At 70.8% G+C, this 16,800-nt stretch carries 18 protein-coding genes; 9 read left to right on the forward strand and 9 right to left on the reverse strand.

The features are described 5' to 3' along the window. The first annotated feature begins 87 nt into the window (after positions 1-87). A complete protein-coding gene (locus ACGH52_RS13025; RefSeq protein WP_399939225.1) occupies positions 88-1,164 on the forward strand; it encodes a chitinase in 1,077 nt (358 codons plus the stop codon). A gap of 103 nt (positions 1,165-1,267) precedes the next feature. Here ACGH52_RS13025 and ACGH52_RS13030 read toward each other — a convergent pair whose 3' ends face one another. After that, a complete protein-coding gene (locus ACGH52_RS13030) occupies positions 1,268-2,650 on the reverse strand; it encodes a glycine--tRNA ligase (protein WP_121704691.1) in 1,383 nt (460 codons plus the stop codon). Positions 2,651-2,866: 216 nt separating this feature from the next. Between ACGH52_RS13030 and ACGH52_RS13035 the strand changes: the two genes are divergently transcribed. The 4 genes from ACGH52_RS13035 (at position 2,867) to ACGH52_RS13050 (ending at position 6,051) form a co-directional block, all read left to right on the forward strand. Further along, positions 2,867-3,853 carry a zinc ABC transporter substrate-binding protein gene (locus tag ACGH52_RS13035; protein WP_399939228.1) on the forward strand — a complete coding sequence of 329 codons (987 nt, stop codon included), beginning with the start codon at positions 2,867-2,869 and terminating at the stop codon, positions 3,851-3,853. Between the two features lie 38 nt (positions 3,854-3,891). Then, entirely contained in the window at positions 3,892-4,662 is a 771-nt protein-coding gene (locus ACGH52_RS13040; protein WP_399939231.1) for a metal ABC transporter ATP-binding protein, read from the forward strand. Between the two features lie 10 nt (positions 4,663-4,672). Continuing rightward, positions 4,673-5,575 carry a metal ABC transporter permease gene (locus ACGH52_RS13045; RefSeq protein ID WP_399939234.1) on the forward strand — a complete coding sequence of 301 codons (903 nt, stop codon included), beginning with the start codon at positions 4,673-4,675 and terminating at the stop codon, positions 5,573-5,575. Positions 5,576-5,637: 62 nt separating this feature from the next. Next, complete coding sequence (locus tag ACGH52_RS13050) at positions 5,638-6,051, forward strand: Fur family transcriptional regulator (RefSeq protein WP_121704695.1); 414 nt, start codon at positions 5,638-5,640, stop codon at positions 6,049-6,051. A 16-nt stretch (positions 6,052-6,067) separates the two neighbouring features. Here the strand turns inward: ACGH52_RS13050 and ACGH52_RS13055 are convergent, their stop codons facing one another. The 4 genes from ACGH52_RS13055 to ACGH52_RS13070 are packed head-to-tail and all read right to left on the reverse strand — an operon-like array spanning position 6,068 to position 8,107. Beyond that, entirely contained in the window at positions 6,068-6,901 is an 834-nt protein-coding gene (locus ACGH52_RS13055) for an isoprenyl transferase (RefSeq protein WP_121704696.1), read from the reverse strand. Positions 6,902-6,913: 12 nt separating this feature from the next. Then, positions 6,914-7,660 carry a DNA repair protein RecO gene (gene recO, locus ACGH52_RS13060; protein WP_059302592.1) on the reverse strand — a complete coding sequence of 249 codons (747 nt, stop codon included), beginning with the start codon at positions 7,658-7,660 and terminating at the stop codon, positions 6,914-6,916. Between the two features lie 22 nt (positions 7,661-7,682). Beyond that, positions 7,683-7,904 carry a hypothetical protein gene (locus ACGH52_RS13065; protein WP_076974258.1) on the reverse strand — a complete coding sequence of 74 codons (222 nt, stop codon included), beginning with the start codon at positions 7,902-7,904 and terminating at the stop codon, positions 7,683-7,685. Then, positions 7,901-8,107 (reverse strand): hypothetical protein, encoded by a 207-nt coding sequence (locus ACGH52_RS13070; protein WP_076974259.1) that lies wholly within the window; start codon positions 8,105-8,107, stop codon positions 7,901-7,903. The genes ACGH52_RS13065 and ACGH52_RS13070 overlap by 4 nt, the downstream gene beginning before the upstream one ends. Positions 8,108-8,221: 114 nt before the next feature. Here ACGH52_RS13070 and ACGH52_RS13075 point away from each other — a divergent pair, with 114 nt between their 5' ends. The 4 genes from ACGH52_RS13075 (at position 8,222) to ACGH52_RS13090 (ending at position 11,368) form a co-directional block, all read left to right on the forward strand. Continuing rightward, positions 8,222-9,052 (forward strand): helix-turn-helix domain-containing protein, encoded by an 831-nt coding sequence (locus tag ACGH52_RS13075; protein WP_399939239.1) that lies wholly within the window; start codon positions 8,222-8,224, stop codon positions 9,050-9,052. Continuing rightward, positions 9,034-9,246: a DUF397 domain-containing protein gene (locus ACGH52_RS13080; RefSeq protein WP_210975601.1), complete on the forward strand. Its 213-nt coding sequence runs from the start codon at positions 9,034-9,036 to the stop codon at positions 9,244-9,246. The genes ACGH52_RS13075 and ACGH52_RS13080 overlap by 19 nt, the downstream gene beginning before the upstream one ends. Before the next feature lie 28 nt (positions 9,247-9,274). Further along, positions 9,275-9,784, forward strand: coding sequence for a hypothetical protein (locus ACGH52_RS13085; RefSeq protein WP_399939244.1), 510 nt, complete (start codon positions 9,275-9,277; stop codon positions 9,782-9,784). Positions 9,785-9,868: 84 nt separating this feature from the next. Then, complete coding sequence (locus ACGH52_RS13090) at positions 9,869-11,368, forward strand: alpha/beta hydrolase (RefSeq protein WP_399939247.1); 1,500 nt, start codon at positions 9,869-9,871, stop codon at positions 11,366-11,368. On the opposite strand, the gene ACGH52_RS13095 is transcribed toward ACGH52_RS13090, so the two are convergent. The 4 genes from ACGH52_RS13095 to ACGH52_RS13110 all read right to left on the reverse strand — a co-directional run bounded on the left by ACGH52_RS13095 (position 11,356) and on the right by ACGH52_RS13110 (position 16,725). Further along, a complete protein-coding gene (locus tag ACGH52_RS13095; protein ID WP_171987162.1) occupies positions 11,356-12,033 on the reverse strand; it encodes a response regulator transcription factor in 678 nt (225 codons plus the stop codon). The two genes, ACGH52_RS13090 and ACGH52_RS13095, sit on opposite strands and share 13 nt — an antisense overlap. Next, complete coding sequence (locus ACGH52_RS13100; protein ID WP_059302572.1) at positions 12,030-13,298, reverse strand: sensor histidine kinase; 1,269 nt, start codon at positions 13,296-13,298, stop codon at positions 12,030-12,032. The genes ACGH52_RS13095 and ACGH52_RS13100 overlap by 4 nt, the downstream gene beginning before the upstream one ends. Before the next feature lie 67 nt (positions 13,299-13,365). Further along, positions 13,366-15,444, reverse strand: coding sequence for an MMPL family transporter (locus tag ACGH52_RS13105; protein ID WP_399939251.1), 2,079 nt, complete (start codon positions 15,442-15,444; stop codon positions 13,366-13,368). Positions 15,445-15,591: 147 nt separating this feature from the next. Continuing rightward, on the reverse strand, positions 15,592-16,725 hold the full coding sequence (locus tag ACGH52_RS13110; protein WP_121704701.1) for a hypothetical protein: 1,134 nt from the start codon (positions 16,723-16,725) through the stop codon (positions 15,592-15,594). Positions 16,726-16,800 lie beyond the last annotated feature (75 nt).

Consider the following 16,800-nt stretch of genomic DNA (forward strand, 5'->3'; position numbering starts at 1 on the left):
TCTTGACGAAAGGTCTGGACCAAACCACTGTCATGCCTACGACACGAGTCGACTCTCCCTCACCGAACCCCCACCGGGAGGCCCGGCATGATCCGCCGCACGTTCCGTCTACTGGCCGCCGCACTGGCGGCCACCGTCCTGGTCCCGCTGACCGGCGCCACCGCGTCGGCGACTCCCGGGAAGGCTGCCCCACCAGCCCCGGCCGCCGACACCTGCGCCGTGAAGTCCAAGCCCGCGGGCAAGGTCCTCCAGGGCTACTGGGAGAACTGGGACGGCGCCGCCAACGGCGTCCACCCGCCCTTCGGCTGGACCCCGATCACCAACCCCCAGATCGCCGCCCACGGCTACAACGTCCTCAACGCGGCCTTCCCGGTGATCCTCTCCGACGGGACGGCCCTGTGGGAGGACGGCATGGACACGGGCGTGAAGGTGGCGACGCCCGCCGAGATGTGCGCGGCCAAGGCGTCCGGGCAGACGCTGCTGCTCTCCATCGGCGGCGCGACGGCCGGCATCGACCTCAACTCGACCGCGGTCGCGGACCGTTTCGTCGACACGATCGTGCCGATCCTCAAGAAGTACAACTTCGACGGCATCGACATCGACATCGAGACGGGCCTGACCGGCAGCGGCAACATCAACCAGCTCTCCGCCTCCCAGGCCAACCTGATCCGCATCATCGACGGCGTCCTGGCCCGCATGCCCGCCAACTTCGGCCTGACGATGGCCCCGGAGACGGCGTACGTCACCGGCGGCAGCGTCGTCTACGGCTCGATCTGGGGCGCGTACCTGCCGATCATCAAGAAGTACGCGGACAACGGCCGCCTGTGGTGGCTGAACATGCAGTACTACAACGGCAGCATGTACGGCTGTTCCGGCGACTCCTACTCGGCCGGCACCGTGCAGGGCTTCACCGCCCAGACCGACTGCCTGAACAAGGGCCTGGTCATCCAGGGCACGACGATCCGGGTGCCCTACGACAAGCAGGTCCCGGGCCTGCCCGCCCAGCCCGGCGCGGGCGGCGGCCACATGCCCCCGTCCCTGGTCTCCCAGGCCTGGAACCACTACAACGGCACCCTCAAGGGCCTGATGACCTGGTCCCTCAACTGGGACGGCTCGAAGAACTGGACCTTCGGCAACAACGTGAAGGCACTCCAGGGCCGCTGACGCAAAAACGCCCACCCACCAGCCGACCGAGTCGGGTGGTGGGTGGGCAAAGGCCGGGGGTCCAGGGGGCGGAGCCCCCTGGTACCTCAACGCAAACGGACGTTCAGCAGCCAACCAGCCGAGAGGCGAGGTACCCCTCGATCTGGTCCAGCGACACGCGCTCCTGCTTCATCGTGTCCCGCTCGCGAACAGTCACCGCGTTGTCGTCCAGCGTGTCGAAGTCGACGGTCACACAGAACGGCGTCCCGATCTCGTCCTGACGCCGGTAGCGCCGCCCGATCGCGCCCGCGTCGTCGAACTCGATGTTCCAGTTCTGCCGCAGCGCCTGCGCCAGCCCCTTCGCCTTCGGCGACAGGTCGGGGTTGCGGGACAGCGGCAGCACGGCGACCTTCACCGGCGACAGCCGCGGGTCGAGCCGCAGCACGGTCCGCTTCTCCAGCTTGCCCTTGGCGTTCGGCGCCTCGTCCTCGATGTACGCGTCGAGCAGGAAGGCGAGCATGGCGCGCCCGACACCGGCCGCCGGCTCGATGACGTACGGCGTCCAGCGCTCCTGGGCCTCCTGGTCGTAGTAGGAGAGGTCCTGGCCGGATGCCTTGGCGTGCGAGGAGAGGTCGTAGTCGGTCCGGTTGGCGACACCCTCCAGCTCGCCCCACTCACTGCCGCCGAACTGGAAGCGGTACTCGATGTCGGCGGTGCGCTTGGAGTAGTGGGAGAGCTTCTCGGCGGGGTGCTCGTACCACCGCATGTTCTCCTCGCGCAAGCCGAGACCGGTGTACCAGTTCCAGCGCTGCTCCATCCAGTACTCCTGCCACTTCTCGTCCTCGCCCGGCTTGACGAAGAATTCCATCTCCATCTGCTCGAACTCGCGGGTGCGGAAGATGAAGTTGCCGGGCGTGATCTCGTTACGGAAGGACTTGCCCATCTGGGCGATGCCGAACGGCGGCTTGCGGCGCGAAGTGGTCTGCACCTGGGCGAAGTTGGTGAAGATGCCCTGGGCGGTCTCGGGCCGCAGGTAGGCGACGGAGCCGCTGTCCTGGGTCGGGCCGAGGTGGGTGGAGAGCAGACCGGAGAACTGCTTGGGCTCGGTGAAGGTGCCCTTGTTGCCGCAGTTGGGGCAGTTGAGGTCGGCCAGGCCGTTCTCCGGGGCGTGGCCCTTCTTCTCCTCGTACGCCTCCTCCAGGTGGTCCGCGCGGAACCGCTTGTGGCAGGAGGTGCACTCGGTCAGCGGGTCCGTGAAGGTGGCGACGTGACCGGAGGCCACCCAGACCTCGGGGGCCAGGATCACGGAGGAGTCGAGACCGACGACGTCCTCGCGCGAGGTGACCATGTAGCGCCACCACTGGCGCTTGAGGTTCTCCTTGAGCTCGACACCCAGCGGACCGTAGTCCCAGGCGGCGCGCTGACCGCCGTAGATCTCACTGCAGGGGAATACGAAGCCACGGCGCTTGCTCAGGCTGACGATGGTGTCGATCTTGTCGGCGGCCACGGTGCTCTCTTCATTACGACGACGGTGACTGACTGGTGCGGCGCGAAGCGCCTCGATGGGGGGTGGTGGTCGGGAGACGGGCGGGCGAAGCGAGATGCTTCCAGAGAATGCTTCAGGTTACCGGCGTGGGCCGCCCCTCGGCCAAATCGGGGCCTCCCATCTGCGGAATCGGGTGCTTGTTGACAACCGTTTCCATATTTGTTGAAAATGAGTGTCATGAACGTACGACGACGCCGTATATCCGGCATAGCAGTCACCGCGGCCACCGCGCTCGGCCTCGGGACCCTCTCCGCCTGCTCCAGCGACAGCTCGGCGGCCGGCAACACCGACAAGTTCGACGTCGTCGCGTCGTTCTACCCCATGGAGTACCTCGCCGAGCAGATCGGCGGGGACCACGTGAACGTCACCACGCTCACCGAGCCCGGCCAGGAGCCGCACGACCTGGAGCTGAGCGCCAAGCAGACCGCCCAGATGGGCGAGGCGGACGCGGTGCTCTACCTCAAGTCCCTCCAGCCCGCCGTGGACGAGGCCATCGGCCAGTCCGACGTGAAGACGAAGATCGACGCCGCCTCGCTGACGAAGCTGGAGGACCACGGCAACGTCGAGCACGACCACGACCACGGCGGCGAGGAGCACGCGGACGAGCACGCCGAGGAGGAGCACGCCGAGGGCGGGGAGCACCCGCTCGACCCGCACGTCTGGCTGGACCCGGTGAAGTACGCCGAGATCGCCGAGGGTGTCGCCAAGTCCTTCGAGAAGGCCGACCCGGACAACGCCGCCGACTACCGCAAGAACGCCGACGCGCTGGCGAAGAAGCTGGCCGACCTGAACACGGCGTACAAGGACGGTCTGGCGAAGACCGACACCAAGGTCTTCTTCACCAACCACGCCGCCTTCGGCTACCTCGCCGAGCGCTACGGACTCACCCAGGAGGCCATCAACGGCCTCGACCCGGAGAGCGAGCCCAGCCCCGCCCGGATCAAGGAGCTCCAGCAGGAGGCCAAGGCCGACGGCGTCACCACCGTCTTCTACGAGACACTGGTGTCCGACAAGACCGCGAAGACCCTCGCCAAGGACGCGGGCCTGAAGACGGACGTCCTCGATCCGCTGGAGGGCATCACCGACAAGTCCAAGGGCGAGGACTACCTCGGGGTCATGGAGTCCAACCTCAAGGCGCTGGAAACCGCCCTCGGCGCCAAGTAAGCAGTACCACCCGCAGTTCGATCGTTACGGAGGACATCGTGAGCGACGAGTCCGTCATATCCCTGCGCGGCGTCCGCGCCGAGCTGGGCTCACGCCCCGTCCTGCGTGGCATCGACCTCACCGTGCGGCGCGGCCAGGTGGTCGCGCTGCTCGGCGCCAACGGCTCGGGCAAGTCCACGGCCGTGCGCACGATCATCGGCCAGGTGCCGGTCACGGCCGGGGAGATCGAGCTGTTCGGCACCCCCAGGCGCCGCTTCCGCGACTGGGCGCGCGTGGGCTACGTCCCGCAGCGCACCACGGCCGCGGGCGGCGTCCCCGCGACGGTGACCGAGGTGGTCTCCTCGGGCCGGCTCTCCCGGGCCCGCTTCGGCGTCCTGCGGAGGGCCGACCACGAGGCCGTACGCCGCGCCCTCGACCTGGTCGGCATGGCGGACCGCGCCAAGGACTCGGTGAACGCCCTCTCCGGCGGCCAGCACCAGCGGGTGCTGATCGCCCGCGCGCTCGCCGCCGAACCCGAACTGCTGATCATGGACGAGCCGATGGCGGGCGTCGACCTGGCATCCCAGGAGGTGCTGGCCGAGACGCTGCGGGGGCAGGTGGCGGCCGGGACGACCGTCCTCGTCGTCCTGCACGAGCTGGGCCCCCTGGAGCCGCTGATCGACCGGGCCGTGGTGCTCCGCGACGGCTGCGTCCTGCACGACGGGCCGCCGCCCGAGGCCGTCGGCCAGCACGCGCTGCCCGGCCACGACCACGTCCACCCGCACGCACCGGCCGGCGCCGAGCCGGTCCGCACCGGACTGCTGAGCTGAGAAGGCACCCATGGAAATCCTGAACTACGCCTTCATGCAGCGGGCGCTGCTCGCCGCCGTCCTGGTCGGCATCACCGCCCCGGCCATCGGCATCTACCTGGTCCAGCGCCGCCAGGCCCTCATGGGCGACGGCATCGGCCACGTCGCGATGACCGGCGTCGGCCTCGGCTTCCTGCTCTCCTGGTCCCCGGTGTGGATGGCGACCCTGGTCTCCGTCCTCGGCGCGGTCCTCATGGAGCTGATCCGCTGGTACGGCAAGACCCGCGGCGACATCGCCCTCGCCATGCTCTTCTACGGCGGCATGGCGGGCGGCGTGATGTTCATCAACCTCGCGCCGGGCGGCTCCAACGCCAACCTCACCTCGTACCTCTTCGGCTCCCTGTCGACGGTCTCCGAGTCCGACGTGACCGCGATCTGCGTGCTGGCCGCCTTCGTGGTCCTCGTCACCGTCGGTCTGCGCCGCCAGCTGTTCGCCGTCAGCCAGGACGAGGAGTTCGCCCGGGTCACGGGCCTGCCGGTGCGCGCGCTGAACCTGCTGACGGCCATCACGGCGGCGGTCACGGTGACCGTCGCGATGCGCGTCGTCGGCCTGCTGCTGGTGTCGGCGCTGATGGTGGTCCCGGTGGCCGCCGCGCAGCAGCTCACCCGCAGCTTCGCCGCCACCTTCGCGATCTCCGTCGCGCTCGGCGTGAGCGTGACCATCGGCGGCACGGTCACCTCGTACTACCAGGACGTGCCGCCCGGCGCGACGATCGTGCTGCTCACCATCGGCGCGTTCATCCTGCTGAGCGTGCTGGCCGCCCCGCTGGCCCGGCGACGCGCGCGGGCACTCGCCGCCGCGCAGCCCGCCGCGGATCCGGCGGAGTGCAAGATTCCGGCCACCAGGGGGGCCGCCGACGAGGTCGGCGTCTGACCGCGGGTGAACCGGGCTGGCACAATGGCCCGGCAAGCCGCGAAGACGTGAGGAGGAATCCAGTGACCACCGCTGGACCGCCCGTGAAGGGCCGCGCCACCCGGCAGCGGGCTGCCGTGTCGGCCGCCCTTCAGGAGGTCGAGGAGTTCCGCAGCGCTCAGGAACTCCACGACATGCTCAAGCACAAGGGCGACGCGGTCGGGCTCACCACGGTCTACCGCACCCTTCAGTCCCTCGCCGACGCCGGCGAGGTCGACGTCCTGCGCACCGCCGAGGGCGAGTCCGTCTACCGCCGGTGCTCCTCCGGCGACCATCACCACCACCTGGTCTGCCGCGCCTGCGGCAAGGCCGTCGAGGTGGAGGGCCCCGCGGTGGAGAAGTGGGCCGAGGCCATCGCGGCGGAGCACGGCTACGTCAACGTCGCCCACACGGTGGAGATCTTCGGCACCTGCGCCGACTGTCACCGGACGGGCTGATGCCGCCACCCGCGGCTTACTTGGTACTGCGGCCCTCCATGGCGAGGAGTTCCTCGTTGGGGATGGCGCCGCCGAAACGGCGGTCGCGGGAGGCGAACTCCAGGCAGGCCCGCCACAGGTCGCGCCGGTCGAAGTCCGGCCACAGGACGTCCTGGAAGACCATCTCGGCGTACGCGCTCTGCCAGATCAGGTAGTTCGACGTCCGCTGCTCCCCGCTCGGCCGCAGGAACAGGTCCACGTCCGGCATGTCCGGGTAGTACAGGTACCTCGCGAGCGTCTTCTCGTTCACCTTCGACGGGTCGAGCTTCCCTGCCCGTACGTCCTCGGCGAGGGCCTGCGCCGCGTCGGCGATCTCGGCCCGCCCGCCGTAGTTCATGCAGAAATACAGCGTGAGCCGGTCGTTGTCCTTGGTCTGCTCCTGCGCGACCTGGAGTTCCTTGGCCACCGACTTCCACAGTTTGGGCATCCGCCCCGCCCAGCGCACCCGCACCCCCAGCTCGTCGAGGGTGTCGCGGGACTTGCGGATGAAGTCGCGGTTGAAGTTCATCAGGAACCGCACCTCCTCCGGCGAGCGCTTCCAGTTCTCGGTGGAGAAGGCGTACAGGGAGATGTTCCCGACGCCCATCTCGATCGCGCCCTGGAGCACGTCCATGACCTGCTCGGCGCCGACCTTGTGCCCCTCGGTGCGCGGCAGCCCGCGCTCCTTGGCCCAGCGGCCGTTGCCGTCCATGACGATCGCCACATGCTCCGGGACCAGGTCACCGAGCTTCGGCGGCCGCGCACCGGACGGGTGCGGCTCCGGCGTCCTGTACTCCCGGCGCTGCCGCCCCAGAATCCCGCGTACGGCCATATCGGTTCTCTCCTACTTCTCGACGTACCGCAGGGAGCGCAGTCCCCGCTCCAGGTGCCAGTGCAGGTAGGCGGAGACCAGTCCGCTCCCCTCCCGCACGTACCGCGGTTCGGCCGCGTCCGCCGTGCCCCAGTCTCCCGCGAGCAGCGCCCCGAGCAGTTCCAGGGCCTGCGGCGAGGGTACGACGCTGCCGGGCACCCGGCAGTCGACGCAGACGGAGCCGCCCGAGCCGACCGAGAAGAACCGGTTCGGACCGGGCAGGCCGCACTTCGCGCAGTCCCCGAAGGTCGGGGCGTACCCGTTCACGGCCAGCGAGCGCAGCAGGAACGCGTCGAGCACCAGGTTGGGCGCGTGCTCGCCCCGGGCGAGGGTCCTGAGCGCGCCGACCAGCAGCAGGTACTGCTGCACCGCCGGCTCACCCTCGTGGTCGGTGAACCGCTCGGCCGTCTCCAGCATGGCGGTCCCCGCGGTGTACCGCGCGTAGTCGGTCACGATCCCGCCACCGTACGGCGCGATGGTCTCACTCTGCGTGCACAGCGGCAGCCCGCGCCCGACCAGCTCGCTGTTCTTCGCGAAGAACTGCACGTCCACGTGCGAGAACGGCTCCAGCCGCGCGCCGAACTTGGACTTCGTGCGCCGCACCCCGCGCGCCACGGCGCGTACGCGCCCGTGACCGCGCGTGAGCATGGTGATGATCCGGTCCGCCTCACCCAGCTTCTGGGTGCGCAGCACGATGCCGTCGTCGCGGAACAGACTCATGCCGCCCATTCTCGCGCATCCTTCAAGGCACCTCGCCACGGCTCCGGGCGTTGGTGTACGCCGTCGCCGCGCTGAGCCGCTCGGACGGGGTGGCGTGGCGTACGTCACCCGGCTCGGCGTCCCACTCCCGTCCCCCGCCGAACGGCCGCAGCTGCACGTACGGCCCCTCGTACCCCATCACGATCCCGACCCTGCCACTGCGGGTGTCCACGGCGTAGACCCCGACGGGCGGCGTCGTCGTCATCGCAGCGCCGCCGCGAGGCGCCGCGCGGTCTCCACGGAACACCGGCCCAATTCGACCAGCGGACAGGGCGCCTCCCGCGCAAGACTCACCGGGTCGAGCCCGAGTGAGGGGAGAGTAATTCCTGCCTCCGCGAGCGCCGCGCGCAATTCTTCCACCGTGTCCTCCGCTCCTTCGACGCAGAGCGCCGAGTGCCGTGCCTCCATCTCTTTCCCTTCCCTTTACGGTTTCACTCTTCGTGCCCCCAGAATGCCGCGACGTGCCTACACTCGGCAGGAGTACATGCACTACAAGTACAGGTCAGCGCAGGGGGGTTGGTTATGGCCAATGGTTCACGGCAGGCCGCGTGGGAGTTCTTCGGAACGGAACTGAAACGACGGCGGGAGGACGCCGGAATCACCCAAGTAGAGCTGGGCTCACGGGTTTTCGTCTCCGGCGGCTACATCGGCCAGTTCGAACAGGCAATTCGGAAACCACAGTTGGATGTGGCCCAGCGGATCGACGAGGCGCTACAAACCGACGGTATTTTCGAGCGACTGTGCAGGAAGCTGATTGATGATCCGCGGTACGCGGATTACTTCGCCGGGGTGGTCGAGCTGGAGCGGCTGGCCACGACGGTCGGCGACTTCGAACCGACCGTGATCCCCGGGCTCCTCCAGACACCCGGCTATGCCAGAGCCCTCACCCTGGCAACTCATCCGTTCGCGGCCGACGAGTTCATCGAAGACAGAGTTGCCGCCCGCGTGGAACGGTCACGGGTCCTCGACGACGCTACACGTCCCGTGTATTGGGCGGTGGTGCACGAGACCGTGCTCCGCGTCCCCGTCGGTGGCCCCGAGGTGACGGCGGTGGCGCTGGAGCGCATGAGCGTGTTGGCCGCCGAGCGCAAGGTGCTGCTCCAAGTCCTGCCCTTCTCGGCGGGCGCCCCTGCCAACAGTGGGTCCCTCAGACTCATGGAGTTCGAGGACGCCCCGCCAACCGCCTATACAGAGACGTCGTTTTCAGGAAGCCTGCTGGACGATCCGGCGGTGGTGCACCGTGCCCGCCGAGCCTACGATCTGATCAGGGGCGCCGCACTGTCGCCGGAGGCGTCCCTCGCCCTGGTCCGATCGGCGGCTGAGGAATTCAGACGATGCGCGAGTACGACCTGAGCGACGCCCGCTGGCGCAAGAGCACGTACAGCAACGGTGACGGCGGCAACTGCCTCGAAGTCACCGACGGAGTCCCCGGCGTCATACCCGTCCGGGACAGCAAGGTGGCCGGCGGTCCCGTGATCGTCGTCGGATCGGCGGCCTGGACGGAGTTCGTGCGGACCGTTGTTCAGTCCTGCGCACCGGGTGTCTGAACAACTCGTCCGGCGCTTGAGTGATCCCATGCTCACGCGCCGATTCGCCCTCGCCCTGTCCGCAGCCGTCACGGCGATCCTGACGCTGTCCGCCTGCGGCGGCGATGACGGGCAGGCGGCCGACGACCGGAAACCGACCCGGACCCCGTCCGTCACCGCGTCCGACGAACCCGGGACCCCGGCGGAGACGATGCCGCTCTACAGGATCGCCTACGAGGTGAACGGGTCCCCGATGTGCAGCCACGTCGCCTGGGACGACGCCGGGTGCGGGGAAGACCTGACCGCGGTCGGGAAGCTGGCCGCAGCCATGGTCGAGAAGGTCGAGCGGGACTTCCCCGGCGGTGAGTACACCGAGGTCGAGAAGTCCGCGGGCCAGGTGGTGAAATCGGTGAACACCGTCCGCAAGCTGGGCTGCTACCGGATGAGTTCCACACCGCCCAAGACCGACGCGGCCAAGCTGCGGGAGCTGTGCCCCTCACTCAGCACCCTCGCCTCCCTGTCCTGGCTCAACTTCGAGACCACCGTCAGCTCCGCCTAGCGCCTTCCCTTGGGGGTAAACCCCCGTAAACATCGGGTCGTTACCCGGATGTGGCGAGCCCCTCCGCTCCGCGAGGCTCGTCGCATGACGCAGCGCAAGCGAAGCAGAAGCATCCGCAACGCCGCCATCGTCGGCGTGTCCACCGCCCTACTCGGCGTCACCGCGCCGGTGACCGCCTCCGCGGCGGGCGGGAGTACACCCGAAGCCCTCACCTGGTCCGCCTGCCAGGGCACGGGGTTGGACCCCCGGCAGGAGTGCGCCACCCTCGACGTGCCGATGGACTACGCCGACCCCGACGGCCCCCGCATCGAGATGGCCGTCTCCCGCATCCCCGCCGAGAAGCCGGAGGCCCGCCGCGGGACCTTGCTGCTCATCGCCGGCGGGCCGGGCGGGTCGAGCCTGAACGACCCCTCGAAGAAGGGGCAGAAGATCCCTCAGGACGTCCGCGACACCCACGACCTCATCGGGTTCGCACCGCGCGGGCTCGCCCCGTCCACCCCGGTCGACTGCGGACTCGAGTACGGCGACCTCGCCACCTCCAAACTCCGCCCCTGGCCCGCCCCCGACGGCTCGGTGGACGGGAACATGACCACCGCCCAGCGCATGGCCGACGCCTGTGCGCGCAACGGCGGTGAGCTGATCAAACACCTCAGCACCGCCAACGAGGCCCGCGACATCGACCGCCTCCGGGCCGCGCTGGGCGAGCGGCGGATCTCCGCGTGGGGCGTGTCGTACGGGACGTACGTCGGGGCCGTGTACGCCCAGCTGTTCCCGCACCGCACCGACCGGTTCGTGCTGGACAGCGTCGACGACCCCGACCCGGCCCGGGTCAACCGCGCCTGGCTGGCGGCGCACGAGCAGGGGGTCGAGGACACCTTCCCGCACTTCGCCGCGTGGGCGTCGGAGCCCGGCAACCCCGACCGCGTGGCGGACCGGGCCGCCGACGTACGGCCGATGTTCCTGCGCCTCGCCGCCCGGCTCGACCGCGAGCCCATCCCGTGGCCCGGCGCCAATCCCGAGGAGCTGAACGGCAACGTGCTGCGCCAGACCATGCTGGACAGCTTCGCCGCCCCCAGCCGCTACCCGACGCTCGCCCGGCTGATGCGGGCCGCGGCCGAGGGCACCGTGCCGCCCGCGCCCCAGGCACCGCCCGAGGCCGTACTGCAGAACGTCGCCGCCGTGGGCGCCGGTGTCCTGTGCAACGACGTCGCCTGGCCCCGCACGACGGCCTCGTACGAGAAGGACGTCGCCGAGAGCCGCGCCAGGTACCCGCTCACCGCCGGGATGCCCCGCAACGCGATGCTCTGCGCGGCCTGGCCGTACCCCCCGCGCGAGGCGCCGGTGCGGATCACCGACCGGGGGCCGTCCAACGTGCTGCTCGTCCAGAACGAGCGGGACGTCAACACCCCGCTGACCGGCGCGACCCGGATGCGGGAAGCCCTCGGTCGGCGCGCCGTCATGGTGACCGTGGACGCCACCGGCCACGACGCCTACCTGGCCAACGGCAACGCCTGCGGGGACGCCACGGTCTCCCGGTTCCTGGCGACCGGGCAGCGGCCGGGTGCGGACGTCTACTGCCGCTGATCCGCACCCGGCGTCACCAGGCCCGACTCGTAGGCCACGATCACCAGTTGGGCCCGGTCCCGCGCCTCCAGTTTGCCCATGATGCGGCTGACGTGGGTCTTCGCGGTGAGCGGGCTCAGGCCCAGGGCCTCGGCGATCTCCGTGTTGTTGAGGCCCCGGGCCACCAGGGTGAGGACCTGGCGTTCCCGGTCCGACAGGCAGTCGGGGCCGGACCCGGGCGGGTGGAGGGCCGAAGGGCTGCGCAGGAAGCGTTCGATCAGGCGGGACGTCGGGCCGGGTGAGAGGAGGGCGTCGCCCGCGGTCACCGTGCGGATGGCGTCCAGGAGTTCGGCGGGCCTGGTGTCCTTGACCAGGAATCCGGAGGCGCCCGCGCGCAGCGCCTCCACGATGTTCTCGTCGGTGTCGTAGGTGGTGAGGACCAGCACCCGGACCCCGGCGAGGTCCTCGTCGGCGGCGATCAGCCGGGTCGCCTCGATGCCGTCCAGGTCGGGCATGCGTACGTCCATGACGACGAGGTCCGCGCGTTCGGTGCGGGCCAGTTCCACGGCCTGGCGGCCGGTGCCGGCCTCGCCGACGACCTCCATGTCGGGGGCCGACGCCACCAGCAGGGCGAACGCCGCCCGGACGAGGTTCTGGTCGTCCGCCAGCAGCACGCGTATCGTCATCCGGCTCTCTCCGAGGTGATCGTCGTGGTCGTCGTCAGGGGCGTGGCGGGGGTGGGCAGTACGGCCGTCACCTCGAAGCCGTCGGCGTCCTCGCGCGGTCCGGCGTCGAGGGTGCCGCCCACGCTGCGGGCCCGCTCCCGCATGCCGACGAGGCCGAAGCCGGGGGTGCCCGCCGGGTCGGGTCCGGTGCCGTCGTCGGTGACGGACAGGCGCAGGGCGCCCGGCCCGGCGTGCACCTCGACGCGGACGGAGGGTTCCGGTCCCGCGTGCCGGACGACGTTGGTCAGCGCCTCCTGCGTGATGCGGTAGACGGCGGCACCGACCGCGGGCGGGACCTCGTCGGCGGTCACCGACAGGTCCACGCGTGCTCCGGCGAGCCGGGCGCTCTGAGCCAGGTCGGGCAGGCCGCGCAGCCCGGGCAGCGGGCCGCGGGCGTCGGGGACGGCGGCGGCGTCCTGCGCCCTGAGCACTTCGAGGGTGGTGCGCAGTTCCCCGCGCGCGGAGCGGCAGGTCTCGGCGATCTCGTCGAGGGCCTTGGCGACCGCCGCCCGGTCCAGTCGCTCGGGGTCGGCGGTCAGGACGTGGGCGGCGACCGAGGTCTGCACACCGATCAGGGTGATGCTGTGCGCCAGCAGGTCGTGCAAATCCCGGGCGACGCGCAGGCGTTCCTCGGCGACCCGGCGCCGGGCCTCCTCCTCGCGGGTGCGTTCGGCGCGTTCGGCGCGCTCCACGATGGAGGCGACGTACTGGCGGTAGTAGCGGACGTCGATGCCGCAGAAGAGGACGGCGATGACCCAGCCGGAGATGCGGATCAGTTCGAGGGCCTGGTGGGTGTTGACGGTGAGCATGATGCTCACGGACACGGTGAGGACCACGACGCCGGTCAGGACGGTGCGCAGGGGACGGCCGGTGACGGCCAGCGTGTACAGCACCACGTAGGAGGCGGGGCCCACGGCGGTGTGGTTGTTGTCCATCGCGTGATAGGGCACGACCAGGACCATGAGCGCCGCGAGGACCAGCAGCGGGCGGCGCCGCCGCCACACGATCGGGACGTGCGCGGCGACCAGCAGCGTCCAGCCCACCGCGTCCGGGCGGCGGCCCTCGTCGGTGAACAGCGCCAGGCAGACGGCGACGCCGAGCAGCACCGCGGCCAGCACGGCGTCGTTGCGGGTGCCGTGGGGGGCGGTGAGGGGATCGCGGTTGATGACGGCCATGATCCGCTCGCCGACCCGGGGGCGGGACGTTGCCTCGGTGGGTGCCTGCACGCGTCCATCCTCCGCGACGGGCGCGCCCCTCCGGGAGGGGAGGGGCGCGTTCCGGTGGCCGGGCGGCTCAGACACCGACGGGCTCCCGGAGGTCGTCCGGCGCGGGGCGTCCGGGCTCCCGGGACAGCCGCCCCGGCCACCACACCCGGCGCCGCAGCGCGACGCTCGCGCTGGTGACCAGGTAGGTGCGGACGAGGAAGGTGTCGAGCAGGACGCCGACCGCGATGACGAAGCCCAGCTCGACCAGCTGCACCATCGGCATGCTGGTGAGCACGGCGAAGGTGGCCGCGAGGACCAGCCCGGCCGAGGCGATGACGCCGCCGGTGGTGCGCAGCGCGGACAGGGCGGCCTCGGTGGGTTCGGCGCCGTTCAGGGACTCCTCGCGCATCCGGTGCATCAGGAAGATGCCGTAGTCGACGCCGAGGGCGACCAGGAAGACGAAGGAGAGCAGACCGAGCCCGGGGTCGGTGCCCTCGAAGCCGAAGAGGGGCTCGAAGACGAGTCCGCCGATGCCGAGGGCCGCGCCCCACACGGCGACGACGGCGGCGACCAGGATCAGCGGCGCGACCAGCGAGCGCAGCAGCACCGTGAGGATCAGCAGGACCGAGAGCAGCACGATCGGTACGACGATGGCGGTGTCCCGGGAGTTGGTGTCCTCCAGGTCGATCTGCTCGGCGCTGGGGCCGCCGACGTAGGAACCGTCGAGCTGGTCGCGCAGGGACTCGATGGTGGCGGTCTCGGCGGCCGACTGGGGCGGCGCGGAGGCCAGTACGGTCAGCTCGGTCCAGCCGCCGCCACTGCGTCCTGTCTCGACGCTCTCGACGCCCTCGGTGGCGCGGATCTCGGTGAGCGCGGCCTCGGCGCGGTCGGTGGGGCTGATGACACTGATCGGCTGGGTGCCGGACTCCGGGTAGGCGTCGGCGAGGGTCTCCATCGCGGCGATCGCGTCGGGGCGGGTGGTGAAGGTGTCCTCCTGCTTGAGGTTGCCGGGCAGGGCGAACGCGCCCAGCGCCAGCGCGCCGAGCAGGACCGCGCCGCCCACCAGGACGGTGCGGGGCCGGCGTTCGGCGGAGCCGCCCATCGCGGTGAACAGCGAGCGGCGGGCCTTGGGGGTGCTGCCGTAGCGGGGCACCAGCGGCCAGAAGACGCGGCGTCCGAGCAGCACCAGCAGCGCGGGCAGCAGGGTCAGCATGGCGGCCAGCGCGCACAGCACGCCGACGGTGCCGAGCGGGCCCATGCCCCGGCTGGAGTTGAGGTCGGCGGCGAGCAGGCACAGCAGCCCGGCGGCGACGGTGCCGGAGGAGGCGAGCACGGCGGGACCGCAGCCGCGCAGGGCGGCGACCATCGCGTCGTACGGCCGCTCCACGCGGCGCAGTTCCTCGCGGTAGCGGGAGACCAGCAGCAGCGCGTAGTCGGTGCCGACGCCGAAGACGAGGATGGTCATGATGCCGCTGCTCTGGCCGGAGACGGCGGTGCCGAACGTCTGGTTGAGGCCGTAGGCGACGCCCATGGAGAGGTAGTCGGCGAGTCCGGCGACGGCGAGCGGCACCAGCCACAGGAAGGGGCTGCGGTAGATGAGGATCAGGAGGAGGGCGACCACGCCGGCGGTGGTGTAGAGCAGCGGGCCGTCGAGGGAGTTGTAGACCTCGGAGGCGTCGGTGGCGAGCGCTCCGGAGCCGCCGACCTCGACGCCGAGCCCGTCGCCCCCTCGGGCGATGTCCCGTACGTCGTTGACGAGCGCGTCGCGGGCCTTCTCGTCCGTGCCTGGCTCGGTGGAGGCCACCGGGTACATGAGGGTCGTGCCGTCCTTGGACGGGATGCCCTGCGGGCGGCCGGTCAGTTCGTGCGCGGCGGCGATCTCGGCGACCTGCTCGGCGGCGGTGGCCCGGTCGGCGGCGGTCAGTCCGGCGTCGCGGTGGTAGACGAGGACCATCTCGGTGGCCTCGCCGCCCGGCAGCCGCTCCTGGATCTTGGCGACCTGCGTCGAGTCGGCGCTCGCCGGCAGGTAGTCGACGGCGCGGTCGCGCTGCACGTCCCCGAGTTTCGCCGCGAACGGCGAGGCGATCGCCAGCACGGCGATCCACAGTCCGAGCACCAGCCAGGGCACGGCCCGCCGCCGCCCCGCGCCTGTCGTAGTGGCCCCCATCTGACGGGCCTCCCTCCGGTGGATGTCTGGGTCGGTCTCCAGACTTCCGGCGGCGGGGCTGCGACGCGTCGGGCGTGAGGGCGAGCCTCGGGCTACTGCCCGGGGAGACGCGGGGCCACCGTTACTCCCCAGGGAGTACGGCGGCGGTCAGCCCCGGTCGACCATCCAGTTGCCGTCCTCCTCGTCGTCGACGCGCACCTCCAGCTCGCGCAGGCCCATGCCGGCGTCCCAGAGTTCCCTGAAGCGCTTGAGCCGGTCGCGCACGTAGTCCTGGCGCGCGGTGAGCCGGGTGCGGACGTTGACGTCCCGCAGGTCCTGCTCGATCTCGAACGACACCTCCTCGTCGTAGAGGATGAAGTCGTTGGTGGTGCCGCGCTGGAGGTGCGGGGGCAGTTCCGGCAGGACCGCCACGCGGACGTCGATGCGGCGCAGCTCCTGCTCCTCGCACAGCCGCAGCAGCCGGTCGTCGAGTTCGCGGGCGCTCTCCAGCAGGAACAGGCGGCGTACCGCGACGCCCTGTTCGTCGATGGCCGCCTGCTGGGCGTCGAGGTAGCGCCCGGCGGGCTCGCTGGTCCAGAACTCCCGGTCGACGGAGGTGCTGGTGGCGAGGATGGACTGCTCGGCCGCCTTGGTGAGGGTGAGCATCCAGTCGTGGTTCTCGCCGGGGCACTCGGCGCTCAGGTTGGTGAGGTCCGCCATGTGGCCGACCACCCGGTTCATCTCCAGGTGGACGAAGGTGTGCAGGATGGAGGGGCTGGGCAGCAGGACGTCGGCGAACCCCTTGGCCAGGTCGGGCACGCTGTCGATGCGGACCGGGTCCAGCGGGCGCGGGGCCTCGGCGGACCGGTGGTCGGCCTGGGTGACGTGGGTCTCGACCAGCTGCTTGACGTCCTCGGTGTGCCGGGTGAGGCCCGACTTCAGCTCGGTGTCGTACCGGCTGAGGCCGTCGCGTACGGCGGCGGTGTTCTCGGCCAGGGCCTCCTCCACCCGCCGGGTGTGCTCCTCCAGCCGGGTGTGCTCCTCCGGCCGGTCCGGTGCCGGGCGCGGGGCCAGGCCGAGGACGTACTGGACGGTGAGTGCGGCGGCGGCGCACAGCACGGCGGCCACGAACTGCCGCAGGGTGCCGTCGTCCGGGTCGAGCAGGGCCGCGACACTCCAGAACAGGCCGCCGACGACCAGGGCGACCAGCAGCATGCGGGCCCAGGGGGACTCCCCCCTCGGGTCGATCGGGTTGCTCGTGCGGGGCGTGTCGTCGGGTCGGGGTGACTCTGCCGTGCTCATCTCGCTCTCTCCCCCCGTTGGGATACGCGTCGGATCGTGCGGGGACGTGCGTGCGGTGACGGGCGTGCGGTGGTG

Origin of the sequence: Streptomyces sp. BBFR25 (assembly GCF_044590125.1) — a bacterium.
Taxonomy (GTDB): domain Bacteria; phylum Actinomycetota; class Actinomycetes; order Streptomycetales; family Streptomycetaceae; genus Streptomyces; species Streptomyces canus_D.